Here is a 24,480-nt window from a genome sequence, read left to right as displayed (position 1 = left end):
CAGTAGGGCCGCTCAAGCGAGCGGCTGGGAGTCAAGATGTTTGAATACAAGGCCCGCCCTGACCTTCTCAAAAATCGAATCATCCTTGTAACAGGTGCCGGACGAGGCATTGGCCGGGCAGCGGCAAAAACCTATGCTGCCCATGGCGCAACCATCCTGCTCTTGGGTAAGACAGAAGAGAACCTCAACGAGGTCTACGATGAAATCGAGGCTGCTGGCCATCCACAAGCGGTAGTCGTTCCTTTTGACCTTGAAGCCGCACGGCCTGAGCAGTTCGAAGAGCTGGCTGCCATGGTAGAGACGGAGTTTGGTCGACTTGATGGTCTTTTGCACAATGCAGGTATTCTAGGTCCTCGCGCCTCTGTTGAGCAGACCAGCGGAGAAGCCTTCATGCAGGTTATGCAAGTCAACGTCAACGCAGCCTTCATGTTAACGCGTGCGCTACTGCCACTGCTCAGACAATCGAACGATGCCTCGATCATTTTCACCTCCAGCAGTGTGGGGCGAAAAGGACGTGCCTATTGGGGAGCATACGCCGTTTCTAAATTTGCCAACGAAGGCCTTATGCAGGTGGTTGCCGATGAAATGGATGGCACTGCGGCCGTACGGGCCAACAGTATCAATCCCGGCGGAACCCGAACCGACATGCGTGCCCTCGCTTACCCTGCTGAAAACCCTGCACGCAACCCAACACCCGAGGAGATCATGCCCGTCTACCTCTATTTGATGGGACCAGACAGCGCACACGTCAATGGGCAAGCGTTCAACGCTCAAGGCTAGATAGAGGAAAGGGAAGCAAGAAAGGATGAACATGTGAGATGTTCATCCTTGGATCAATCAACGACCAGCGCGTGATTCGCGAATATAAAAGCGCGCCTTTTGAGCATTCTGAACGCAGCCGTTATAGGCCTCTACCTGCTGCTGAGTCTTGGCGGTTGAAATCAAGCCCAGCGCCTTGGAGTAGCTGACCGTACCTGCAAACCCTTCGGTTTTGGCTATATCCAGTTCTTTCCATGCAGCGTTCACTTCCGCTGCACAACTGTCTCGATTGACCGTTTTGGCTGCACATCCAGCAAGTACCAGCGCCGCGACAGGCATCATTGCAAGCCAGCGATTCATGATTTGACTCCTTCAATGGATAAGTAAATCCGGCGCATTAAAGACCTCGTTTTAACTAGCCTGTTCAACGGTTTGCCTTGAGATAACTCACGACCGCCTGCTGATCTCCAGCAAAGAGGATGCGCCCTGACTTATTCTCGCGTTGATAGGCATACATAGGGTCGTAATATTCACTTAGCAACGCTCGAATCCATTCACGATGCTGCTCTACATCGCCACTGACCTTCTGCACCGCGAGTGCTTCATTCATGATTTCCACCAGGCGTTGATAGCGCTCGCCGCCCAGTCTTTTGGCAATATTGGAAAGACTCTTACAAAGCTGTTCAGCAAACAAATCAAATCCGCTGTCGCCATGCTCACGATTGAACTCGGCTGCCAGATCAGTCACGTAGTCCTTTAGTATTCGCTCGACACGCCCCTCCAGGGTGTCTTCCAGCCATACCATAGGAAAATGCTGCATGGCCTGGTGCAACTCAAAAGGCAAGGAGCACCGCCCAATCAACCGAGACTCATCTTCCAGCACAAAACGATCCTGCCCCTTTGCACGACGCCTCAACAGGTCGATGGCCAGACTGTTTTCAAAATCGATTTGTGATGGCTGTACGGTGGCGCGCTTACCAAAACTTGAGCCGCGATGATTGGCATGCCCTTCCAGATCAACACTATCGTCGAGCTGAGCGATGACTTCTGTTTTGCCAGTTCCAGTCATACCGCCCACCAATACGAAGCGGCATTCCTCAACAGACTGAAGCAGTGTTTCCATGAGAAACGTACGCATGGCCTTATAGCCGCCGGCTACACGCGGATAGGCAATACCTGCCTCACTAAGCAGCCATTGCTGAGTGATTTGCGACCGCAGGCCACCCCTGAAGCAGTACAGATAGCCCTCCGGATTGGCCTCGGCAAACTCGGCCCACGCCTGTACCCGCGCTTCCTTCAACTTGCCGGAAACCAGAGAGTGTCCAAGCTCCAGAGCAGCCTGCTGCCCCTTCAGCTTGTAACAGGTACCCACCTTTTGCCGCTCGATGTCATTCATCAACGGCCGGTTGGTTGCGCCCGGAAAAGCGCCCTTGGAAAACTCGACGGGTGCACGCACATCCATTAGCGGCACACCAGAAAGAAAGAGGGAGCGGTAGTCCCGAGCGTCATCGCGCATCAATACACCTCAACCGCATGCCGCTGTCGATCAACCATTTCGCCAATAGGCTGAAGTGACAGGCCTAGCTCTCGAGCGACCGACATGAATGCTGACTCGCCCTGCGGCTCGACCGCGATTAACAGCCCGCCACTGGTCTGGGGATCACACAAAAGCAATTTCTGCTGCTCGGATAGCGATGCAATACGGTCACCGTAGCTATCGAAGTTGCGTAAGGTGCCACCAGGCACACACCCCCACTCCAGATACTGCTCAACCATAGGCAAACGTGGAACTGCGTTATATTCGACCCGGGCAGTTAAGCCGCTGCCGTCAGCCATTTCCACCAGATGTCCCAGTAGCCCGAAGCCCGTTACATCTGTCATTGCGGTGACGGCAGCCAACTTGCCAAAGCGACTACCCGGCTTGTTCAGTTGACACATCCAATCGCGTGCGACACCCATGTCTTCCACACGCAATTTTGATTTTTTTTCAGCGGTAGTCAGAATGCCGATGCCCAGAGGCTTGGTAAGGAACAACTTGCAGCCTAACGAAGCCGTGTCGTTTCGCTTCATGTTTCGCTTTTCGACGACACCTGTTACTGCCAGACCAAAAATAGGTTCAGGCGCATCGATAGAGTGTCCACCAGCCAACGGGATGCCCGCCTCGTCACAAACCTTGCGACCACCTGCCACCACTTCCCGTGCAACCTCAGGCGGAAGCACATTGACAGGCCAGCCCAAAATTGCAATTGCCATCAAAGGATCGCCACCCATGGCGTAGATATCGCTAATGGCGTTGGTCGCCGCGATACGACCGAAATCAAAGGGATCATCCACAATGGGCATGAAGAAGTCAGTTGTGGAAATCACACCTCGCTCAGCATCAAGGGCATATACCGCTGCATCATCCCTTGAGGCATTTCCTACCCAAAGATTCGGGTCCAGATGCTGGGCACCACTGCCGGCCAGAATGATTTCCAATACCTTAGGCGAAATCTTGCAACCACAGCCGGCTCCATGGCTGTATTGGGTAAGGCGAATCGGCTCGGACATAAGTACTCCGCTGAAGGCTAAGAATTTCATACGCGCGAGGCGCGCTTATAGGTCAGTATTCTAACAAAGCCTGGATAAGGTTAGGCTTGCTTGGTAAATGACCAGACTAAATAGCCAGCATACGCCTGCTATACGCGTGATTCGAGGCTCGTACGGAGCCACGGATGGAACTTGCCAGCTATTTACAAGGACAAAATGTCGCGAAAAAACATTGTATAAACGCCTAAAAGTACCTGACATGAACGTTTTTAATCCACAAAAGCTGTGGATAAGTTCGTGGAAAAGATGGTGGAAATCACCGCAACGCCAGTAGCCACGCCACCTTTAACTAAACTGTCGTTTTTTTAGGCAATCCATAAATCCTGTGCCTTTTCAGTCATTTATAATTTTAAAGTATAGCTTTACTACGCATTACAACCCCTTGACATTACGCCCAATGGCGTTTTAGTCGGGTGTGTATATCTCGCCACCCCAACTACAAAAATGTCCTGCCGATTGTTTGAGGTAGGATGAGCATGTTTATACATTTGGATTACTTAATGTCTGCCCCATCAACCCACACCTCATCTGTACCCGCACGTGCGTGGTTACTCCTGCTGGGACTCTTTCTTGTCGCACTTAACTTAAGGCCCGCCTTATCAAGTCTTTCCCCTCTGCTTCGTCAGATCGAGGCCTCGACCGGGTTGTCCAGCTCGGCAGCCGGACTACTGACCACAGCACCCGTCCTGTGTCTGGGACTTTTTGCGCCATTGGCGCCTCGCCTCTCCCGGTGGCTGGGCAGCGAAAGAACTGTGCTGGTGATACTGCTTACACTGGCAGGCGGTATTGTCTTACGTAGTCTGTTACCCCCTGCCGGCCTGTTTATAGGCAGTCTTGTTGCAGGTGCCAGCATTGGAGTCATCGGCGTTCTATTACCCGGCATTATCAAGCGGGACTTTCCGGAGCAGGCAGGCATGCTCATGGGCGCCTATACCATGGCGCTATGCCTGGGTGCCGCCCTCGCCGCCGGTGCAACAGCCCCACTGGAGCATATGTTCAACGACCGCTGGCAACCGGCCTTGGCTTTCTGGGCAACGCCAGCGATCCTGGCAGCAATCGTCTGGTTGCCGCAAACCCGCGCTAATCATCATGCGAACAGCCAGAAATGGCAGGTGGTAGGCTTATGGCAGGATAAGCTGGCTTGGCAGGTCACTCTTTATATGGGGCTTCAATCGTCGCTCGCCTATATTGTTTTTGGATGGCTACCCTCCATCCTGATTGATCGAGGTCTCAGCGCTGTAGAGGCAGGACTCATGCTGTCCATTTCAGTCCTACTTCAATTACTGACCGCGCTTATCACGCCCTGGCTGGCTACCCGAGGCAAGGACCAGCGCCTGGCCATCATCCTGGTGCTGAGCATGACGCTAACCGGCCTTCTTGGCTGCCTGTACGGTTCCCTCGGCAGTCTATGGTTCTGGGCTTGCATTCTAGGCCTGGGCCAAGGCGGAACCTTCAGTATAGCCCTGGCCTTGATCGTACTTCGTTCGCCTGATGCGCATATTGCAGCTCGCCTGTCAGGAATGTCCCAAGGCGTAGGCTATACATTGGCAGCCATGGGTCCCCTGCTGGTAGGCGTGATCCATGACATGAGCAGCGGCTGGAGCAGTGTGGACATCCTGTTTATTGGAATCGCCATTTCAGCCGCGTTATTTGGCCTGCTTGCAGGACGCAACCTGCATGTAAACGCCAAGAGCCTTCCGCTATAACGTGCTTGAGTGGGTAAAACGTCTTGTTTGCCCCACTCGTTTGGTTATGGCTTTGGGACCTGATCTGTAGCGCCTGCCATCCAGTCACGAATCAGATTGTAGGCAACGGCCAAAAGAATAGGCCCCAGAAACAATCCCATAAAACCAAACGCCAGCAGGCCGCCAAAGACACCAAGCAATACGACTACCAATGGCAGATCCCCTCCCCGACTAATCAAATACGGCTTGAGAATATTATCTACACCGCTAATGACAAAGAGCCCCCAAAGTCCCATGAATATGGCGTATCCATATTCCTGCTGGAGCACCAGCCAGATCGTTGAAGGTATCCAGACCAGCGGAGGCCCTACAGGGATCAAGCTCAATGCAAAGGTCAACAGCGCCAATCCTAACGCGCCGGGCACCCCAGCGATCATTAGGCCTATCATCGCCAAGACACCTTGAGCCGCCGCCGTTCCTAGAATTCCATTAACGACTCGATGCACTGTGCCGCCGACCAGTTGCATATAATGGCCGGCTTGAGCACCAATCAGCCTGACGAGCAGCTTCTCAACCAAGGTAGCCAGCCGAGGTCCGTCACGGTAGAAGAAAAACACCAAGACAAGACTTAGCGCCAGCTCTAAAAAGCCGCCACCTACGCGCGCACTTCGCGCCAGAAGCCAATTCCCCATCTGCCCCAGATAGGGCTTCAAGCTGTCAAAATAGGCAGTACCTCGTGCATCCAGGGTTTGCCATAGACTGGCCAGCCGGTCGCCAACAAGAGGCAACCGCACTACCCACTCTGGCACAGGCGGCAAACCGCCCACTTGAATGCTGCGAACTAACTCAATCGTTCCACGCACATGATCAGCAAGTCCGATACCGACCCATACAAGCGGCAATGCCACCAACAATATCCAACCGATCGTAAGAATCGCAGCGGCCACCGTATTACGGCCGTTCAGCCTGCGGGTCAAGCCCCGCATCAGAGGCCAACTGGCGTAAGCCAGTACCGCAGCCCAAAATAGGGCCGACATGAATGGCAGCAACACCCATAGACAGGCACCAAGGAGTGACAGGAGAAGTATGCGGACGAGCAGGCGATCGTGCTCATACATGGGCGGAGGTAATTGGGGAGACTGACCAGCAGGAAGCCGCATATAAATTCCTAAGATGACAATCGAATCACTGTCCTGCTTAAGCGGCTCCATCCGCCGGACAGGCAAGCGATAGTGTCAGAGCTTAACGCCCCGGCAGATACCTGTCGTTACCGCTAGATGGATTATGGCTGCAGATAGAGCCCAGGCTCACGATTCGGATCAGCTTCAAGCCGGGCCGCTCGTATACGCCTGGCCAGCAACGCTTTTTCCCACTTGCCCGCTTGCGGCCCACCGATGATCACTCGGGTACCCGTGTCCAGATTAAGGCACTGCCCTACCAGGTCCAGCCAGATATCGTCTGGTGGATCGGCTAACGCAGGAAGATGTAATTCACCATCTTGCCGCAATTGACGAAGCAATGTTGCAGGACTTGCTACCAGCTTGCCCAAAGGTGTGGAAGCCTCGAGCTGTTCCACGTGCAGATAACCCCTTCGATTACCCCGAGTAATCGCGTAAAGCGCCAGCAATGTCTCGTCTTGTGGTGGAGCGAGACGCAATAGGAGATACGACTGCTGCTCGTCCGGCCCATACAACTGCGATTTGCCAAAAATAGCATTGGCAAACACATTACTGGAGCCACAATCGCGTCCTTCACACCACGATAACGGTATCGCAGACTGCTTCTGCAATGTACTTCTAGCCTCATTGAGTGCCGCAATAGGGTCATGTCCACGGGGTAATTCATAGGTCAGCGTGACGAGCTTACCCTCTGCTTGGACGTCTCCCTCCAGGCGCAACTTGCCCCCTATACGAATTACAGCGCCCTGTGGGTACATTTTCTCGACAGCCCCAGCCTCACGATAATCAATAATTTCGGCATGGGCAGGTCGCGCCAGCACTGGAAGATCGACACCGCCTGGCATATCTGCCGCAACAGCAGCACACGTCATGAACCCCAGACCAAGCGCAAAAAAAAGTCGCATATATATTAGTGAATCACCCTGAATTAATTTAAAGACCCATAAATAATAGCGGGACATATTTACCTAGAGTGGCGTGTTATACCGGCACGCGCTTTTTCCTGTCTGAGGACTGACAGGCGAATCTGACAGAGCGAATACACGTTCAAAAACCGCCCAAACGCTGCATTCTTTAGAGGCATGGCTCCCTGTGACTTGATCGCTATTGATCCTTTATGCATAACAAGCCTTATCAATACCCGTATTCGAGTCAAGCTGCAGAGAAAAAGCGATTGAAACAATCTGCTACCGCTCTTGCGCCAACCTCGTTATCCAGATGCAAGTGATGCCCTCCAGCCAAACGGGTAACTTCATAGCAAGCAAGCTCCTGTAGAAGTCCATCGATACCGGGAATGTTGACGAGCAGCCCCTTGTCAGCCACAACGAGACTCGCGGGGCACTGCACTTTTTTAATGAACGCCAAGGCCTGCTCATGCGTCAGCCTTAATGTGGCCGGCAAGGTTAAACGAGCATCGGAGCGCCAGGTATACCCTCCTGGAATAGGCATCAACCCTCGCTCTGCCAGTAGCTCTGCAGCCTCCATACTGACCGATCCCACACCTTTGAGTCTGGCTTGAGCGGCCTGCTGAACAGTCTCATAAACCGGCTTGCGCTTATTGGGCAAATTAAGCTGAGCACGCAAGGCATTGCCTAGTTTTTCAGGCGCCTCATCCGGCTCTGTCGTGTACGGTAGCAGCCCGTCGATCAACGCCAGACGCTCGACACGTTCCGGCAATGCTGCTGCGAAAAGCACCGAAATAATGGCCCCGAGTGAGTGACCCAGTAACGAGAAGCGCTCCCACCCTAGCTGCTCTGCTGCCATCAAGACGTCCTGCACGTAGTCTTGCAGCAGGTAGCCAACACCGGCCGGGCGATGAGCGGATAAACCATGCCCCGGCAGGTCGACTGCAACAATGCGCAACCCCTCCAGATAAGGGGCCAATCGCGAGAACGTCATGGCATTATCTAACCAGCCATGCAAAGCCAGCACTGGCCGCCCGTCTTCAGGGCCGAATAAACGAGCCGCAAGCTCAAGGTGGGGTAAGTTAAGGCGCAACTCCTGTACATGGGCAGTCATGTCTAGTTCTCATAATTGATTTTCAGATCAGACAATAAAGCAAGCAGAAGGGCTTCGCAGAGCAATGGCGCTCATGCTCGACGAACCAGTAAATGCTCTAGATATAAAGAGGCGCAAGACCAACACCTAATAACCGAAAGGGCTGGTCCAGGCGCGGCATCAGGACGAAATGCGGTCTTTGGGGATGACAGCTACCGTTAAACGCGAAATGCAGGTTGCACGCCCCGCTTCATCTGACAATCGGATATCCCATACATGAGTACTTCGACCCAGATGGACAGGCTTTGCCACAGCGGTCACCCGTCCACGTCTAACAGCGCGCAAATGATTGGCATTGACCTCAAGCCCCACGCAGGTGTACTGGCTCCTGTCGATACAGAGCAGACTGGCAATGGAGCCGACGGTTTCTGCCAAGACAACAGAAGCCCCTCCATGAAGCAACCCAAACGGCTGGTGGGTACGCTCATCTACCGCCATGCTTGCAGTGAGCGAATCTTCATCATAAGCCTCAAAATGAATATCCACGCGCTCGCAAATAGTGTTTTGCAAACTCTCATCCAGCGCAGCGAGGTCCGGCTCGGTGAACCAGATACTCATACCAGGTACTCCGCATAGACCCGTAAAGACACACCTGATGCATCAATTAACATAACGACCTCTTTTTTGTTAGAAATTATGGAATCGTCGAATCAGTCAAGGATGGAAAAGCTCAACCAGCTCCATAGCACCTGCAATGCGCATTTCCCCTTCAAGCGTAGCCAGTGAGCCTGTAGCCATACTCAGTGGCTGCTGTAGGTTTCCATGAACCAGAAGACCAGCCAGATAGCTGACAAAGGGATTATGGGTAGTTAACAGGATATTACTGCCGGAAAGATCATCCAGAAGATCAATAGCCTTGATCACGTCATCATCAGGCGTTATCCAGGGCAGAGTGACAATGGGCTCTTTGTGCCCTAGAACACCCCTGACCAGCTCGGCTGTCTGCTGGGCTCGGACGTATGGACTGGCATAAATCACATCGATTCTTTGCCCTAATAGCCGCTCTGCACTGCGCCTGACCTCAGTACGCCCTCTATCCGTCAACGGCCTGAACTCATCGCCCTCTGAACGCGGCTCCGCCTCACCATGCCTTAGCAACCAGAGCGTCATGGCTGCTTCTCTTGCATAGAGGAAGCGGTATCGGGCCAGTCAGCAAGAGGCCATGGCTTTTCTTCTGTAGCAAAGGTTCCGAAACGAACAATCTGCGCCAGATAGCAGGACAAACTCGAACCAAATTCACTTAAGGCGTCACTTGGTGTACCTTTGACGAGGCGATAGCCCAGCTGAGCAATTACCACGCCTGCAAAAATGTACTGCGACACTAACCATACAAGCAGGAAAATCACCATCCAGATAAGACGCAACGCGAGGCTTTCGCGTTCATGAGTGTCTGCTGACATATTCTCTCCTAAGTTTCGGAGCCTATCGGCAAATAGAAATCGACATCGGTTTTCGGCTCTCCACGCATCAACGCAGCAATAACCTGATCCAGCGTGCGGGACTCGAACAGTACCGCATACAGGCCTTGCACCAGTGGCATGTAGACGCCGAGTTCATCGGCTTTTTCCTTGAGGACACGCAAGGTGTTAATTCCTTCCGCCGTCTCCCCCATTCGAGCAACTGCCGCCTCAAGCGTAAGGCCCTCGCCAAGCGCGTGCCCTACCTGATAGTTGCGGCTCTTGGGCGAAGAACAAGTGACGATAAGATCACCTACCCCGGCCAAACCCATGAATGTAATAGGATTGGCACCCTGCTGTACGGCAAAGCGAGTCATCTCGGCGAGCGCGCGGGTAATCAGCATGCTGCGGGTGTTTTCACCCATATTCAGCGCAGCTGCCAGCCCCGCCATGATGGCATATACGTTCTTCAAGGCTCCGGCCAGCTCTACTCCCAGCCGGTCACGGCTAGCATAGACCCTGAAAGTACGCCCATGGAGAACAGCCTGCACCTGCTGGCAGAGCGCATCATCTTCACTGGCAATAACGGTAGCCGTCAGTGCGTGCTCTGCAATCTCTCGCGCCAGGTTAGGTCCTGAAATCACACCAATTCTGGCTTTCGGTGCGATCTCCTCAAGGATCTGGCTCATCAGCTTGAAGGTATGCGCTTCAATTCCTTTGGTGAGGCTGACCAACGCCTTACCCGCCAGGCGATCGGCTACCGGGGCAAGCACATTACGTAACGCACTGGAGGGCAGCGCGACAAAGACAATGTCACACCCTGCCAGAGAGGCATCAAGATCACATCCCGGCTCGACAGATTGATGAACCTTTATGCCCTTTAGATATCGCGGATTCTCACGAACTTGACGAATAGCTTCAGCCTGCTCAGGATCGCGCATCCAGAGCTTTACAGGATGACCATTCTCCGCCAGCAGATTGGCCAGGGCAGTTCCAAAACTGCCTCCGCCCAAGACTGCTATGGATTGCTTTACACTCATCGGGTTATCCATTTATGCCGCAATGTGCGACGGTATCCACATTATACGAAGCCCCTATTTAACATTCCGCTCTCTTTTATTGAACCATGTGTAATTACCGTATCCTTCTTCCTGAAGGTGGACGCTAACACCATAACGGCCAGAATGGCCTATTGTAGTAAGAGCATCGAGCTCAAGGCTCACGGAGAACGCTCTATTGGACAAGCGACGCGGCTGGGGCATACGTACCCGTACTTTAGCCATCAGCCTGGGACCTGCCCTGATTATTACATTGGTACTGACGGGCTATTTCACATACGCCCGCCTTCAGGATCTGCATCACGAACTCAGTCACACAGGTCAGCTGATTGCAATTCAGTTGGCATCTGCCAGTGAATATGGGGTCTCAACCGATAACCTCCCGATGCTACGCAACCTCCTGGAGGCCACACTGGCGACCCGCTACGTTCGCTTTATCGAAATCCGCGATCGTCAGGAGCGCATCATCATGTATGCGCATAATCCGCCCCCCAATGCGCAATCGGCTTCACAGGTAGAGATATTTCACGCAAGCATCAGCCGCTCGGGCACACCCAATTCGAATGGGTCCCTTGGCCGTGTTGCCGTTGGCGTGACCAACGAAGCCTTCCATGAGCGCCAACAGGCTATTTTGACCAAGGCAGGCGCACTGGCCTTACTGGCACTTGGGCTTACCTTCTTGCTGGCCTGGCGCCTGGCCAAGCGCCTTTCCGCGCCGCTAAGCGACATGGGTCGTACCGTGAATGCCATTCGCGCAGGCGACTACCACAGCCGTCTTCCGGTACCAGACAACTCCGAAATGGGCGTATTGGCGCATCTGATCAATGATCTTGCCCAAGCCCTGCAGCGGGCCAGTGAAGAGCAACAGCGCAGCATTGATCAGCTGGTTGCGGCACGTGAAGAGGCCGAGCAGGCCAACCGCGCCAAATCAGACTTCCTCGCCATGATGAGTCATGAGCTTCGTACACCACTCAATGGCGTACTGGGCATGTTGCAGCTCCTTGAAACCACAGAGCAATCCCGCGAGCAAAGTGAATACACCAGCCTTGCTACCGAATCCACAGAGCATTTGCTGAAAGTCATCAACGATGTTTTGGATTTCTCACGTATCGAGCGTGGTGCGCTGGAGCTGGAAAGCATTCCATTCAATCTGGCCGACCTGATTACAGGTTCGGTGCAGGTTTTCCAGCACAGTGCAACACAACGTGGTCTGCAGCTGGCGCTTGAAGGCGCCGAAAGTCTGGAGCGACTGGAGGTTACCGGAGACCCGACGCGCCTGAGGCAGATCCTGGTCAATCTGGTTGGCAATGCACTCAAATTTACCGAGAGCGGCTCAATCGAGGTTAAATGCTACTGCCAACCGCTGGATGAGCGCCTGCTCTGGCTCACCTGCTCGGTACACGATAGCGGCATAGGTATTTCGGCAGAACGTCTGGAGCGCATGTTTGATGCCTTCCAGCAGGCTGACCCAACCATCAGTCGCCGTTACGGAGGTACCGGGCTTGGCCTGTCCATCGCACGCACACTGGCGGAGCGGATGGGTGGATCGCTTCATGCCATAAGCCAGGAAAGCCAGGGATCAACCTTTACGCTCGAATTGCCGCTTCCCTTCCGACATGTCCAGCAGACAGAGCGCAACCAGTCTCCTCTTCAGGAGTTTCAGGTCAATGGACTGAACGTCCTGCTGGTTGAGGATAACCCGGTCAATCAGACAGTTATCGAAGCCATGTTACGCAGCCTGGGGTATCATATTACTATCGCAGGGGATGGAGCCCAGGCGGTAAGTCTGGCCGAACAGCAGTCTTTCAGTGCAATTCTCATGGACTGTCGCTTACCGGTGCTGGATGGCTATCAGGCTACTCGCCTGATCCGCCAACAGCCTGGACCTATGGTTCCCATCATTGCACTGACGGCTAATGCGCTGCAGGGGGATCGGGAAAATTGTCTGGCTGCCGGAATGAATGATTATCTGGCAAAACCCTTCAAGCGAGCTGATCTTCAGCAGATGCTGCAACGCTGGATTAGCCAGCCCGAGCGGTCTCGAGGAGCAACGTCCTTGTAATCGGATATGCATCACTATTGGAGTATTTGATCTCCAACGTGCACAATTCGTCTTTCGCGAGGTTTTACCGCCTCGCTGTGACTTTAAAAATGGCTTGGCTGTCTATGTGGTGGCTGTCCAATAGCGAGAGCGACACTATAATCGCCGACATTGATCACCAGGCCAGCTACAGGAGCTTGCATGACCAAACAACACGCCTTCACCCACGAAGACTTGCTGCGCTGCAGCCGTGGCGAGCTATTCGGCCCGGGTAATGCGCAACTGCCCGCCCCGAACATGCTGATGATCGATCGGATCACTCATATCAGCGATGTAGGCGGCAAGTACGGTAAGGGTGAACTGGTCGCCGAGCTGGATATCAATCCAGATCTCTGGTTCTTTAAATGCCATTTCGAAGGTGACCCGGTAATGCCAGGCTGCCTGGGCTTGGATGCCATGTGGCAATTGGTAGGTTTCTATCTTGGCTGGCAGGGAAATCCTGGCCGCGGCCGTGCGCTGGGCTCAGGAGAGGTCAAGTTTTTTGGCCAGGTACTGCCCACTGCCAAGAAAGTGACCTACAACATACATATCAAGCGCACCATTACACGTTCGCTAATTCTAGCCATTGCAGATGGTACGGTTAGCGTTGATGGTCGCGAGATTTACTCGGCCGAAGGTCTTCGTGTCGGCCTATTCACTTCAACAGAAAGTTTCTAAGGGTCCTTCCGCATGCGTCGCGTCGTGATCACCGGCTTGGGCATTGTTTCTTGCCTCGGCAATGACAAAGACACCGTTTCCGCCAACCTGCGCGCAGGTCGTCCCGGCATTCGTTTCAATCCGGAATATGCCGAAATGGGGCTTCGCAGCCAAGTGTCCGGGTCCGTCGACCTGAACCTGGAAGAGCTGATCGACCGCAAGGTCAAGCGCTTCGTGGGTGATGCAGCCGCCTATGCCTACCTGGCAATGGAACAGGCTGTCAAAGACTCAGGCTTGACCGAAGAGCAGGTTTCAAACCCACGTACCGGCCTGATTGCCGGCTCCGGGGGCGCCTCTACGTTCAACCAGATGGAAGCGCTGGATATCTTGCGCGAAAAAGGCGTCAAGCGTGTCGGCCCCTACCGGGTTACTCGTACTATGAGCAGCACGGTATCGGCTTGCCTTGCAACGCCTTTCAAAATTAAAGGCCTGAACTATTCCGTGGCATCGGCCTGCGCAACCAGTGCGCACTGCATTGGCCTGGCGATGGAGCAGATTCAACTGGGCAAGCAGGACGTCGTGTTTGCCGGTGGCGGTGAAGAGGAACATTGGTCCCAGTCCTTCCTGTTCGACGCCATGGGCGCCCTGTCTAGCCAGTACAACGAAACCCCTGAAAAAGCTTCCCGCGCGTACGATGCCAATCGTGATGGCTTTGTCATCGCTGGCGGCGGCGGTATGGTTGTAGTCGAGGAACTCGAGCATGCCCTTGCTCGTGGTGCCAAGATTTATGCAGAAATCGTAGGCTACGGTGCAACATCCGATGGCTATGACATGGTTGCGCCGAGCGGTGAAGGCGCTGCACGCTGCATGCGCCAGGCGATGTCTACAGTGGACGCCCCGATTGACTACCTGAACACCCACGGCACCTCCACCCCGGTGGGTGATGTTGCGGAGATCAAGGCGGTACGAGAAGTCTTTGGTGACAAGACCCCGGCCATCAGCTCTACAAAGAGCCTGTCAGGTCACTCTTTGGGCGCCGCTGGTGTTCATGAAGCGATCTACTGCATGTTGATGATGGAAGGCAACTTCATCGCTGGCTCAGCCAATATCGATGAGCTCGACTCTCAGGTAGCAGACTTGCCCATTCTTCGTGAGACTCAGGAGAATGCCAAGCTCGACGTCGTCATGAGCAACAGCTTTGGCTTTGGTGGAACCAACGCCACGCTGATTCTCAAGCGCTGGAATAGCTGATCCAGCGCCGCGTGCAACACCCTAAAACCCGCACACCGTGCGGGTTTTTTTACAACCAAAACATGACTTTAGACGAACTTTTTAAAAATTTAACCTCTCGCTGAATCGATTTCTGCACGGTTCATAACTATTATTCCGCGCGGATTGAACCGAAACGGATTGGATCAATCATATGCGAGCTTTAAACGGGCGTTTATTTGAGTCGCCTACCCCTTTGGAGAGAAGATGAATAATTCCAACGAAGTTCCAAATTACAGAGGCCCCCTGTCGGTACTGACCGTACTGTTCTTCATGTGGGGATTGATTACCTCGCTGAATGATATTCTGGTTCCTCACCTCAAGGCTGTCTTCACGCTGAGCTACGTTCAAGCCTCGCTGATTCAGTTCTGTTTCTTTACCGCGTACTTCATCGTCTCGTTCCCGGCAGGTCGCCTGGTTGAGGGGCTTGGCTACAAGAAGGGAATTATCTTCGGTTTATGTACAGCTGCTGTTGGCTGTTTGCTGTTTTATCCAGCTGCCGGAGCGCACTCCTACGCCTTCTTCCTACTGGCCCTATTCGTACTAGCGGGTGGTATCACTGTCCTTCAGGTGGCAGCCAACCCCTACGTTACTGTTCTTGGTAAGCCGGAAACCGCTGCAAGCCGTCTGACCCTGACTCAGGCCTTCAACTCCCTGGGCACAACCGTAGGCCCGCTGATTGGCGCCGTAACCATTCTGGCACTGGTCGAGCACAGCACAGATGCCTCTTCGGTACAGATGCCCTACCTGATTCTGGCCGGTATGCTTCTGGCAATTGCCGTGATCATTGGCTTTATCAAATTGCCGCAAATCAAAGGCGGTAATGACGAAGTTCAGACCCAGCAGAACAGCGCTCCTCAGCACGAAGCCAAAAGCATCTGGCAGTACAAGCACCTTCTTCTCGGTGTTATCGGTATTTTCATGTATGTAGGCTCCGAGGTATCGATCGGCACCTACCTGATCAGCCTGATGGAAAGCCCTGACGTGGCAGGCCTCTCGAGTGATGTAGCTGGACGCTACCTGGCTCTGTACTGGGGCGGCGCGATGGTAGGCCGCTTTGTCGGTGGTGTGATCATGGCACGCGTCAGACCTAACTATGTGCTGGCCTTCAACAGCGTTGCAAACGTCGTATTGCTTGCGATTGCCATGGCAGTCAGTGGTAAGGCAGCAATGTGGGCTCTGCTTTGCATTGGTCTGTTCAACTCCATTATGTTCCCCACCATCTTCTCCCTGGCTCTAGACGGCCTAGGCAAGTTCACCAGTAAGGGCTCTGGTCTGCTGTGCATGGGCATCGTTGGCGGCGCACTGGTTCCGTTTATCCAGGCTATGTTTGCTGACTCTATCGGCCTGCTGATGTCGTTCTTTGTTCCGATGCTGGGCTATGTCTACATTCTCTTCTACGGTTTGAAAGGCTATCGCACCAAACCTGTAGTTGCTCACTAAACACAAAAGGCTGGCTTTTTAGCCAGCCTTTTTCTAATCCCTGAAAATAAAGCAAAAAAAAGGCGACCGAAGTCGCCCAAGTGCCTTGCGTGCCCTTTGTCCAGAAGGTCAGCGTTTATGCATATCCTTCCAGACGATGAAACCTACAACCGCAATAAATAGCGAAATCGAAGCCAACGCGCCGATACCCATTGTGATGACATCATCGATAAACATGGTGATGATCTCTGCGGCCAAGCAATGGGTATACGTTAAACGAGAGACAGCTTCGGATTATTGACCTCAGTCAATGGTTGGGTAGGTAGGTAACTGACACTCAACGTTTCTTGGGCTTTGACTTGCCTTTCTTTTTGGGCTTCGCCAATGGCAGAGCCTGTTCGAACGCCTGACGCATCTCGTTCAGCCGTTTTTCATTCAAATCATGGATGCGCTTGCTTCGCTCGGAAGTAAAATCAATCAGGTTGTTATCGCTCACGTTCGTATCCAACGAAAAGTAAGATTGAGTCGAGAAGACATGGACCGTTTTGTACGGGCAACTTGATGCTGCCAATAATGCTGGGTAGCACCTCGCATAACCAGAAGCGAGCCGTGCGTTAGCTCGATGGAATGCTCGATACGTTGCACACCGCGACGACGCAGGTCGAAACGTCGCGCCTCTCCCAAGCTTAACGAAGCAATTGTAGGGTTTCGGCCCAGCACGGCCTCGCTATCACTATGCCAACCCATGGCATCTTGGCCGTTACGATAATAGTTGATCAACACCCCATTGAATGGGTGTTCACAAAACCGACTTACTCGACCACGAATATCGCCAAGAAGCTCCGTCCAAGGCAAAGAAGGATGCGCAAGACTGGAATATCCATAACTGATTCCAGGATCACCATACCAAGCAACGAGCCTGGGAATTGGATAGCTCTTGCCGTAAACCTGCACCTGCGGCTGCTCCCATGGCGTTTGTTTAATCAGCTCCGCCATCCAGTCGTCAGCTTCCTGAGAAACAACCCAAGACTCATAGAGCGTCACATCGGCATTCGCCAAACCTGTCTGAGTCATGGCCTCCCTTCTCCTTCCCGAGAGGGCTTGCGGCCGACCCTCTCTTGGCATTGACTTATACAGAGCGCTATATATGGCTTGATAGAACCCAGCCGCCGCCTAAACTTTGATATCAACACACTGCCCTTTTTCGGAAGGTTCCATCAATGCTTCGGCACGCTCATCCGGCAGTAAAACCTGCAGTCCCCGCTTACGCTTGCGACGTTTTTCGCTTTCCTGCTCCAGCTTTTGCTCATCCAGAACGGATTGAAAGCCCGCGTCCTTTGCATGGGCGACAGCTGTTACTGGAGCGATGTCCGGTCGAGGCTTTACGGAATCGTGCTGCGTAGTGATCGGAATCAAGGCTTGCGGTATGGGCGGTAACATCAACTTGTCCTCTCGCGATATACCTATTTAAAGATTTTATGCCATCAGGCTTTGGCCTCGGCGGGCGCATTCGTTAACATAACCGGCTTTTTGAATGGGCGGGAGAAGCTACTACATGGCGCAGTATCAACCTGGGCAACGTTGGATCAGTGACAGTGAAGCCGAGCTGGGGCTCGGTACCATCCTGGCACAGGATGGACGCCTTCTGACCGTACTGTATCCGGCTACCGGAGAAACACGCCAGTATGCTCAACGCAACGCACCCTTGACCCGCGTACGCTTCGCACCAGGTGATGAAATCACCCACTTTGAAGGCTGGAAACTCACCGTTCGTGAGGTGGAAGAAAACGAAGGCCTGCTCACCTATCACGGTTTGAATGCCAAAAACGAACCTCGCACGATGACCGAGGCTGAACTGTCCAACTTTATTCAGTTCCGTCTGGCAAGTGATCGTCTTTTCGCAGGTCAAATCGACCCGCTTTCCTGGTTCAGCCTGCGTTACCACACACTTGAACACAGCAGTCGTCTCTTACAATCGCCACTCTGGGGGCTGGCAGGCGCTCGAGCCCAACCTATCCCACACCAGCTGCATATTGCCCGTAGTGTAGCTGACCGTATTGCTCCACGTGTCCTTTTGGCCGACGAAGTGGGCCTTGGCAAGACGATCGAAGCAGGTCTTGTTATCCATCGCCAGCTGCTCAGTGGTCGTGCGCGTCGCATTCTGATTCTTGTGCCTGAAAACCTCCAGCATCAGTGGCTGGTAGAGATGCGCCGGCGCTTCAATCTGGAAGTCGCCCTGTTCGATTCAGAGCGCTTCCGCGCCAGTGACGCGACCAATCCTTTTGAAGATAATCAGATTGCTTTGGTCTCTTTGGACTGGCTAAAGCGTGATGAGCGCGCCCAGGACGCCGCGTTTGCAGCCGGCTGGGACCTTATGGTTGTGGATGAAGCCCATCACCTTGTATGGCACCCGGAACAGGTAAGTCCCGAATATGCTCTGGTCGAGCAGCTGGCTGAAGTCATCCCTGGCGTCCTGCTTCTGACCGCTACGCCCGAACAGCTTGGTCAAGACAGCCACTTTGCCCGCCTGCGCCTGCTGGATCCTAATCGCTTCCACGATCTTGAAGCATTCCGTAATGAAAGTGCCAATTACCGCCCGGTTGCCGAAGCTGTTCAAGAGCTGCTGGATCACGGCACGATGAGCGATGCTTCACGTGCTGCCATTCATGGCTTCCTGGGCGAGGAAGGCGACACGCTGCTTACATCCGCTGCGGCTGGTGATGAAGAGGCTCGCTCACGTCTTATTCGTGAGCTGCTGGACCGTCACGGGACAGGTCGGGTTCTTTTCCGTAATACTCGCGCCGCAGTGCTGGGCTTTCCAGAGCGAAACCTGGACGCATCAGCCTTGCCCTTCCCGGATCAGTACATGGATGCCAGCGCCTCGCTGTATCCTGAAACACTGTATGTTCCAGAGGATGAAAACGATCGCTGGTGGCGCCATGACCCACGTGTAGAGTGGCTGATTGAAACCCTCAAGAGCTTGAAAAAATTCAAGGTTCTAGTCATCTGTGCACATGCAGAGACTGCACTGGATTTGGAAGACGCCTTGCGACTGCGCTCGGGTATTCCGGCCACGGTTTTCCATGAGCGGATGAGCATTCTTGAGCGTGACCGGGCTGCCGCCTACTTCGCTGACGAAGAATTTGGGGCGCAGGTACTAATCTGCTCTGAAATTGGTAGTGAAGGACGCAACTTCCAGTTTGCCCATCATCTCGTGTTGTTCGATCTACCCGCGCACCCTGACTTGCTGGAACAGCGAATCGGCCGTTTGGACCGGATCGGTCAGCGCCACACTATTCAGCTGCATGTTCCTTACCTCGAAGGTAGCGCACAGGAGCGCAAGTTCCAGTGGTATCACCATGCACTGAATGCGTTTCTGTCAACCTGCCCTACCGGCAATACGCTAGAGCAGCGCTTCGGTGAACAGCTCAACACGCTGCTCCCTGGTGGAGATGAAGACAGCTGGCAAGCTCTGCTTGAAGAGGGTCGCCGCACACGTGAAGCACTTGAAGCCGAGCTGCATATAGGCCGCGATCGGTTGCTTGAGCTTAACTCCAGTGGCTCCGGCGAAGGTGAAGAGCTTCAGGAGGCGATCCTGGAACAGGATGACGAGTTTGCACTGCCGATCTATATGGAGAAGCTATTGGATGCCTTTGGTGTTGACAGCGAAGACCACTCCGATAATGCGCTCATTCTCAAGCCCAGCGAAAAAATGCTCGATGCAGGCTTCCCGCTGGGTAACGATGAAGGTGTGACGATTACCTATGATCGGGATCTGGCCTTGGCACGCGAAGACATGCAGTTTCTTACCTGGGAGCACCCCATGGTCCAGGGCGGCATGGACCTTGTGCTATCAGGCTCGATGGGCAACACGGCGGTAGCGCTGATCAAGAACAAGGCACTCAAGCCTGGCACAGTACTGCTTGAATTGCTTTACGTCAGCGAGGCGGTAGCCCCACGTTCACTTCAGTTGACTCGCTTCCTGCCCCCTATTGCCCTTCGCTGCCTGCTGGATGCAAACGGCAATGATCTGGCTGCACGCGTTTCGTTCGAGACGCTTAATGATCAGCTGGAAAGCGTACCACGCGGAAGCGCCAACAAGTTTGTTCAAGCCCAGCGTGACGCCTTGAGCAAACTCGTGGCGGCTGGCGAAGGCAAGGTATTGCCTCGTCATAACGAGCGCGTCGAACTGGCACGTCAGCGTTTCGTTGCTAACATGGACGAGGAGCTGGCTCGCTTGACGGCATTGCAAGCCGTCAACCCAAGTGTTCGTGATACTGAAATCGACACCCTGCGTCAGCAGCGTGAAGAAGGTATTACCCACTTGGACAAAGCATCGCTACGCCTTGAATCCATACGGGTTCTAGTAGCTGGTTGATGACAAAGGCCCTTCTCAGAAGGGCCTTTTCATTTCCACTGCGCTATGCCAGCACCTCAACAGGCATACCGATATTCACTGCGCCTGGATTAAGCTGGATCAGATTCTGCCCAAAGTAAACGGCGCCCTCATGTTCTCTATAAGTCTTCAGTGTTGCTAAAGGCTCCCGGTCATGACTGCGCACGCTGGTAACCGGATCAACAGTAATCAGTACACACCGAGAGCAAGGCTTCACAATACGAAATTCAACCTCCCCTATTCGTATATGCGTCCATTTATCCTCCGCGTAAGCCTTGCTACCTTCAACGACCAGATTAGGTCTGAACCGCCTCATATCCAAAGGCCGGCCCACGCGCTGAGCCAGATCATCCAGAGAGGCTTGGCCAATCAGTAGCAATGGAAAACCATCTGCGAAATTAACGTAATCACCAGGACTGGCATAAGCAGTATCAACCTGACGCGCCCGACTTTCGGGCATGTACACCAAGCGACAAGGTCTGTCCAAGAAGGTGCTTAACCAGGCATTGGCTTCTTCTCCTGCCTCTGGAACCTGGAACGTGTCTCGCCAGAGTGTGACGCCCTGCAAGGCCTCATCTGGCAGAGGAACGGAAATTTCAAGCGTTGACATTCCAGGGGCATCAAGCGAGAGACAACCGTTACTGATCCAACGGGCTACAATCTGCCCCATGCTGGGTAACAATCGCTGGGTCAGGAAACGTCCTGTCGAAGCCTCTACCACCATCCATCGCCGATCACCCGCCACGCCTAGGCAATCAATATCGGCACGCTCAAGAGGCTCAGGCGCAGTAGATTTGACGGGATAACGATAAAGTCCGCTGAGATGAAACATGGCACGGCTTCCTGTCGACCAAAGAAGCCGTGAGTCTAGAAAAGATCAGCGCCTGTGTGCAGGCTTGACGGACAAAATTATCGTCAGGACCTACACTTATTGGTCTAGCAGGCTCAATCGGGTTCGTACCGCCTCAACCAACAAATCAGGCTGGAACTTGGACAGGAATGCGTTGCAGCCTACTTTCTTGACCATCGCCTCGTTGAAACTACCGGATAGCGAGGTATGGAGTACGACGTAGAGGCTACTGAGCTGAGGATCCTGACGGATCTCCGTCGTTAGGCGATAGCCATCCATTTCCGGCATTTCAGCGTCTGTAATAAGCATTAGCAGCTTTTCAGAGACATTGACCCCGTCCTTGGCCCATTGCTTGAGCTTTTGCAACGCCTTGAGACCATCCGTAGCGATGTGGAACGTCAAACCGAGCTGCGTCAACGTATCGCGCATCTGATTGAGCGCGGTGCTGGAGTCATCCACCAACATAATTTCACGTGACTTCGCCTTGGTCAGCAACGAGTCGTCCAAGCGCTCGCGGGAAACCTTGACGTTATAAGGCACGATTTCAGCCAGTACTTTTTCTACATCGATGACTTCGATCAGCTTGTCCTCAAACTTGGTAATAGCCGTCAGATAATGTTGACGACCGGCTCCACCCGGAGGTGGTTGGATGCTGTCCCAGTTAAGGTTGATGATGCGATCCACGCTTCCTACCAGGAACGCCTGGACGGTGCGGTTGTACTCAGTGACGATAATCGTGCTGTTTTGATCAGGCACAATCGGCCTCATGCCAATGGCACATGCCAGGTCAATAACCGGCAGTGTTTGTCCGCGCAGATGAATGACACCGCAGACCATCGGATTACGCTTGGGCATTAAAGTCAGTTTGGGCAGGTGCAATACTTCCTGCACCTTAAACACGTTGATGGCAAACATCTGCCGACTGGACAGACGAAACATCAGAATTTCCAGACGGTTCTCGCCTACCAGCTGCGTGCGCTGGTCGACAGAGTCAAGAATGCTAGCCATGCCAAATCTCCTAAGAATAGCGTTTCCTAGGTATCGGCCATCTTGCAAGGACCTTGAAGCGAAACTCTGCAAAAGCCCGTCCGCTCAGCCACGACAGATGGCTGTATGGCTCTTACTGTATCGGCATGCGGTAGGGTCTACTTAAAGCGTTTATTATGCCTCCGTCTAACCGGCCTCTTAATACAGTTGAGCAGACTGGTTAGATCAGCAGGCATGAAAAAGCCGGGACACGCCCGGCTTCTTCCACTATTGTCAGTCAGGCTTTCGGCAGTGTTACACCGCGTTGCCCCTGATACTTTCCACCACGATCCTTGTAAGACACCTCGCAAGGCTCGTCAGATTCCAGGAACAGCATTTGAGCCACGCCCTCATTGGCGTAGATTTTGGCCGGCAGGTTTGTAGTATTGGAGAACTCCAGTGTTACGTGCCCTTCCCACTCCGGCTCAAGCGGCGTGACATTCACGATAATGCCACAGCGGGCATAAGTGCTTTTGCCAAGGCAGATGGTCAATACGTTACGAGGAATACGGAAGTACTCGACGGTACGCGCCAGCGCAAAGGAGTTTGGCGGAATAACGCAAACATCTCCCTTGATATCGACGAAGCTTTTTTCATCGAAATTCTTCGGGTCGACGGTAGCTGAATGGATGTTGGTGAATACTTTGAACTCATCAGCGCAGCGCACATCGTAACCGTAGCTGGACACGCCAAAAGAGATCAGCCGGTCGGCTCCCTCCCCACGCATCTGCCGCTCAACGAACGGCTCGATCATGCCGTGTTCCTGGGCCATGCGGCGAATCCACTTATCTGCTTTGATGCTCATGGCACTGTCCTGTCAGGGGTAAAAACATAACCGCACATCTTACCGGTACGGCGGCACTCATCAAAGACCTAAACCATGAGAAAGCGAAGGACCAACGCTATTCAGTCCCTCGCTCGTCAATGGTATCAGTCGTCCGAAACCGTGATGGTGGGCATGATGGCAGCCTTTTTTCCACTCTGGGCAATGCGTGCGCCAACATGACGCGCCATATCCTGATAAATCATGGCGATCTGGCTGTCTGGATCAGCGATGGCCGTAGGACGTCCTTGGTCCGCCTGCTCGCGAATAGCCATGGATAACGGCAGAGAGGCTAGAAGATCAACCCCATACTGACTGGCAAGCTTGTTGCCGCCGCCCTCGCCAAACAAATGCTCGGCATGACCACAATTTGAGCAGATGTGCACAGCCATATTCTCGACTACGCCCAACACTGGAATATTGACCTTACGGAACATCTCAACGCCCTTCTTGGCATCAAGAAGGGCCAGATCCTGCGGAGTCGTTACGATGACAGAACCAGCTACAGGAACCTTCTGGGCCAGCGTAAGCTGGATGTCACCCGTGCCTGGCGGCATATCGATGACGAGGTAATCCAGATTATTCCAAGCGGTCTGAGTAATCAGCTGCAGCAGCGCGCCCGACACCATCGGACCACGCCACACCACAGGTGTGCGCTCATCGGTCAGGAAAGCCATGGACATGACTTCGACCCCATGTGCCACCAGCGGAATGAACCACTTCTCATCCTGGATCTTGGGACGTGTACCTTCAGGCAAACCAAACATGATGCCCTGGCTGGGGCCGTAAATGTCGGCATCCAGGATACCTACTCGAGCCCCTTCACGTGCCAGGGCCAGCGCGAGGTTGGCAGAAGTCGTGGACTTGCCGACCCCACCCTTACCAGACGCGACCGCAATAATATTCTTTACGTTCGACATCGCCTCAACCTGAGGCTGAGCCGCATGGGGCTTGATGACACACTGGATCTGGACATCCGCCTGGGTCACACCTGGCAGGTTTTCCAACGAATTCTTGAGCACCTGTGCCATGCCATTCTTGAACAGTCCCGCCGCATAACCCAGTTCGATGCTAACGACGATGTGTCCGCCGTTAAGGGTGACATCGCGCAGGCAACCTGCGGTGACCAGGTCCTGGTTGAGGTAGGGATCGGTGTACTGGCGCAGAGTGGCTTCTACCACTTCGCGGGTAAGTGCGCTCATAACAGCTCCAAACAAGGGTACGGTGTAATCG

The 24,480-nt window shown here is 53.7% G+C and carries 25 protein-coding genes; 7 read left to right on the top strand and 18 right to left on the bottom strand.

The features are described from left to right. The first annotated feature begins 36 nt into the window (after positions 1-36). Entirely contained in the window at positions 37-780 is a 744-nt protein-coding gene (locus HMPREF1487_RS16635) for a YciK family oxidoreductase (protein ID WP_010797850.1), read from the top strand. 57 nt (positions 781-837) lie between these two features. Here the strand turns inward: HMPREF1487_RS16635 and HMPREF1487_RS16630 are convergent, their stop codons facing one another. From HMPREF1487_RS16630 to selD, 3 genes are all read right to left on the bottom strand, one after another. Further along, a complete protein-coding gene (locus HMPREF1487_RS16630; RefSeq protein ID WP_010797849.1) occupies positions 838-1,119 on the bottom strand; it encodes a hypothetical protein in 282 nt (93 codons plus the stop codon). A 64-nt stretch (positions 1,120-1,183) separates the two neighbouring features. Next, entirely contained in the window at positions 1,184-2,275 is a 1,092-nt protein-coding gene (mnmH, locus tag HMPREF1487_RS16625) for a tRNA 2-selenouridine(34) synthase MnmH (protein WP_010797848.1), read from the bottom strand. Next, the gene (selD, locus tag HMPREF1487_RS16620) at positions 2,275-3,309 is read right to left on the bottom strand and encodes a selenide, water dikinase SelD (RefSeq protein WP_010797847.1); all 1,035 of its coding nucleotides are present in this window, start codon (positions 3,307-3,309) and stop codon (positions 2,275-2,277) included. Before selD ends, mnmH begins: the two co-directional genes overlap by 1 nt. 539 nt (positions 3,310-3,848) lie before the next feature. On the opposite strand from selD, the gene HMPREF1487_RS16615 reads away from it, so the two are divergent. Further along, positions 3,849-5,054, top strand: coding sequence for a CynX/NimT family MFS transporter (locus HMPREF1487_RS16615; RefSeq protein ID WP_037030143.1), 1,206 nt, complete (start codon positions 3,849-3,851; stop codon positions 5,052-5,054). A gap of 44 nt (positions 5,055-5,098) precedes the next feature. Here HMPREF1487_RS16615 and HMPREF1487_RS16610 read toward each other — a convergent pair whose 3' ends face one another. From HMPREF1487_RS16610 to HMPREF1487_RS16580, 7 genes are all read right to left on the bottom strand, one after another. Next, positions 5,099-6,151, bottom strand: a complete 1,053-nt coding sequence (locus HMPREF1487_RS16610) for an AI-2E family transporter (protein WP_037030858.1) — start codon at positions 6,149-6,151, stop codon at positions 5,099-5,101. A 164-nt stretch (positions 6,152-6,315) separates the two neighbouring features. Beyond that, positions 6,316-7,116: a DUF4892 domain-containing protein gene (locus tag HMPREF1487_RS16605; RefSeq protein WP_037030141.1), complete on the bottom strand. Its 801-nt coding sequence runs from the start codon at positions 7,114-7,116 to the stop codon at positions 6,316-6,318. Positions 7,117-7,363: 247 nt separating this feature from the next. Continuing rightward, positions 7,364-8,230, bottom strand: coding sequence for an alpha/beta hydrolase (locus HMPREF1487_RS16600; RefSeq protein ID WP_010797843.1), 867 nt, complete (start codon positions 8,228-8,230; stop codon positions 7,364-7,366). Positions 8,231-8,389: 159 nt separating this feature from the next. Further along, positions 8,390-8,827, bottom strand: a complete 438-nt coding sequence (locus HMPREF1487_RS16595; RefSeq protein WP_010797842.1) for a hotdog fold thioesterase — start codon at positions 8,825-8,827, stop codon at positions 8,390-8,392. A gap of 96 nt (positions 8,828-8,923) precedes the next feature. Further along, entirely contained in the window at positions 8,924-9,379 is a 456-nt protein-coding gene (gene sixA / locus HMPREF1487_RS16590) for a phosphohistidine phosphatase SixA (RefSeq protein WP_010797841.1), read from the bottom strand. After that, complete coding sequence (locus HMPREF1487_RS16585; RefSeq protein ID WP_010797840.1) at positions 9,376-9,669, bottom strand: DUF4389 domain-containing protein; 294 nt, start codon at positions 9,667-9,669, stop codon at positions 9,376-9,378. The genes sixA and HMPREF1487_RS16585 overlap by 4 nt, the downstream gene beginning before the upstream one ends. Before the next feature lie 8 nt (positions 9,670-9,677). Then, positions 9,678-10,706: an NAD(P)H-dependent glycerol-3-phosphate dehydrogenase gene (locus HMPREF1487_RS16580; RefSeq protein WP_010797839.1), complete on the bottom strand. Its 1,029-nt coding sequence runs from the start codon at positions 10,704-10,706 to the stop codon at positions 9,678-9,680. A 196-nt stretch (positions 10,707-10,902) separates the two neighbouring features. Here HMPREF1487_RS16580 and HMPREF1487_RS16575 point away from each other — a divergent pair, with 196 nt between their 5' ends. The 4 genes from HMPREF1487_RS16575 (at position 10,903) to HMPREF1487_RS16560 (ending at position 16,173) form a co-directional block, all read left to right on the top strand. Then, positions 10,903-12,786 carry an ATP-binding protein gene (locus HMPREF1487_RS16575; protein ID WP_010797838.1) on the top strand — a complete coding sequence of 628 codons (1,884 nt, stop codon included), beginning with the start codon at positions 10,903-10,905 and terminating at the stop codon, positions 12,784-12,786. Positions 12,787-12,966: 180 nt separating this feature from the next. Further along, a complete protein-coding gene (gene fabA, locus HMPREF1487_RS16570) occupies positions 12,967-13,482 on the top strand; it encodes a 3-hydroxyacyl-[acyl-carrier-protein] dehydratase FabA (RefSeq protein ID WP_010797837.1) in 516 nt (171 codons plus the stop codon). Between the two features lie 12 nt (positions 13,483-13,494). Further along, complete coding sequence (gene fabB / locus HMPREF1487_RS16565; RefSeq protein ID WP_010797836.1) at positions 13,495-14,712, top strand: beta-ketoacyl-ACP synthase I; 1,218 nt, start codon at positions 13,495-13,497, stop codon at positions 14,710-14,712. Positions 14,713-14,937: 225 nt separating this feature from the next. Then, positions 14,938-16,173, top strand: a complete 1,236-nt coding sequence (locus HMPREF1487_RS16560; protein ID WP_010797835.1) for a sugar MFS transporter — start codon at positions 14,938-14,940, stop codon at positions 16,171-16,173. Between the two features lie 108 nt (positions 16,174-16,281). Here the strand turns inward: HMPREF1487_RS16560 and ccoM are convergent, their stop codons facing one another. The 4 genes from ccoM to HMPREF1487_RS27975 all read right to left on the bottom strand — a co-directional run bounded on the left by ccoM (position 16,282) and on the right by HMPREF1487_RS27975 (position 17,592). Beyond that, positions 16,282-16,389, bottom strand: coding sequence for a cytochrome c oxidase subunit CcoM (ccoM, locus tag HMPREF1487_RS28250; RefSeq protein ID WP_010797834.1), 108 nt, complete (start codon positions 16,387-16,389; stop codon positions 16,282-16,284). Between the two features lie 100 nt (positions 16,390-16,489). Continuing rightward, the gene (locus HMPREF1487_RS27705; RefSeq protein WP_010797833.1) at positions 16,490-16,648 is read right to left on the bottom strand and encodes a hypothetical protein; all 159 of its coding nucleotides are present in this window, start codon (positions 16,646-16,648) and stop codon (positions 16,490-16,492) included. Beyond that, entirely contained in the window at positions 16,645-17,226 is a 582-nt protein-coding gene (locus HMPREF1487_RS16550; protein ID WP_010797832.1) for an alpha-ketoglutarate-dependent dioxygenase AlkB family protein, read from the bottom strand. The genes HMPREF1487_RS27705 and HMPREF1487_RS16550 overlap by 4 nt, the downstream gene beginning before the upstream one ends. Before the next feature lie 99 nt (positions 17,227-17,325). Beyond that, on the bottom strand, positions 17,326-17,592 hold the full coding sequence (locus HMPREF1487_RS27975; RefSeq protein WP_010797831.1) for a hypothetical protein: 267 nt from the start codon (positions 17,590-17,592) through the stop codon (positions 17,326-17,328). A gap of 115 nt (positions 17,593-17,707) precedes the next feature. On the opposite strand from HMPREF1487_RS27975, the gene rapA reads away from it, so the two are divergent. After that, the gene (gene rapA / locus HMPREF1487_RS16540; protein WP_010797830.1) at positions 17,708-20,530 is read left to right on the top strand and encodes an RNA polymerase-associated protein RapA; all 2,823 of its coding nucleotides are present in this window, start codon (positions 17,708-17,710) and stop codon (positions 20,528-20,530) included. 43 nt (positions 20,531-20,573) lie between these two features. Here the strand turns inward: rapA and HMPREF1487_RS16535 are convergent, their stop codons facing one another. From HMPREF1487_RS16535 to apbC, 4 genes are all read right to left on the bottom strand, one after another. Then, positions 20,574-21,380: an MOSC domain-containing protein gene (locus HMPREF1487_RS16535; RefSeq protein WP_010797829.1), complete on the bottom strand. Its 807-nt coding sequence runs from the start codon at positions 21,378-21,380 to the stop codon at positions 20,574-20,576. 96 nt (positions 21,381-21,476) lie between these two features. Then, on the bottom strand, positions 21,477-22,406 hold the full coding sequence (locus HMPREF1487_RS16530; RefSeq protein WP_010797828.1) for a chemotaxis protein CheV: 930 nt from the start codon (positions 22,404-22,406) through the stop codon (positions 21,477-21,479). A 256-nt stretch (positions 22,407-22,662) separates the two neighbouring features. Further along, the gene (gene dcd / locus HMPREF1487_RS16525; protein ID WP_010797827.1) at positions 22,663-23,229 is read right to left on the bottom strand and encodes a dCTP deaminase; all 567 of its coding nucleotides are present in this window, start codon (positions 23,227-23,229) and stop codon (positions 22,663-22,665) included. 125 nt (positions 23,230-23,354) lie between these two features. Beyond that, entirely contained in the window at positions 23,355-24,449 is a 1,095-nt protein-coding gene (apbC, locus tag HMPREF1487_RS16520) for an iron-sulfur cluster carrier protein ApbC (RefSeq protein WP_010797826.1), read from the bottom strand. Positions 24,450-24,480 lie beyond the last annotated feature (31 nt).

It is taken from the genome of Pseudomonas sp. HPB0071 (genome assembly GCF_000478505.2).
GTDB classification, from domain to species: Bacteria; Pseudomonadota; Gammaproteobacteria; order Pseudomonadales; family Pseudomonadaceae; genus Chryseomonas; species Chryseomonas luteola.
Note: the sequence above shows the minus strand (reverse complement) of the source record. Positions and strands in the feature narration are given on the sequence as shown.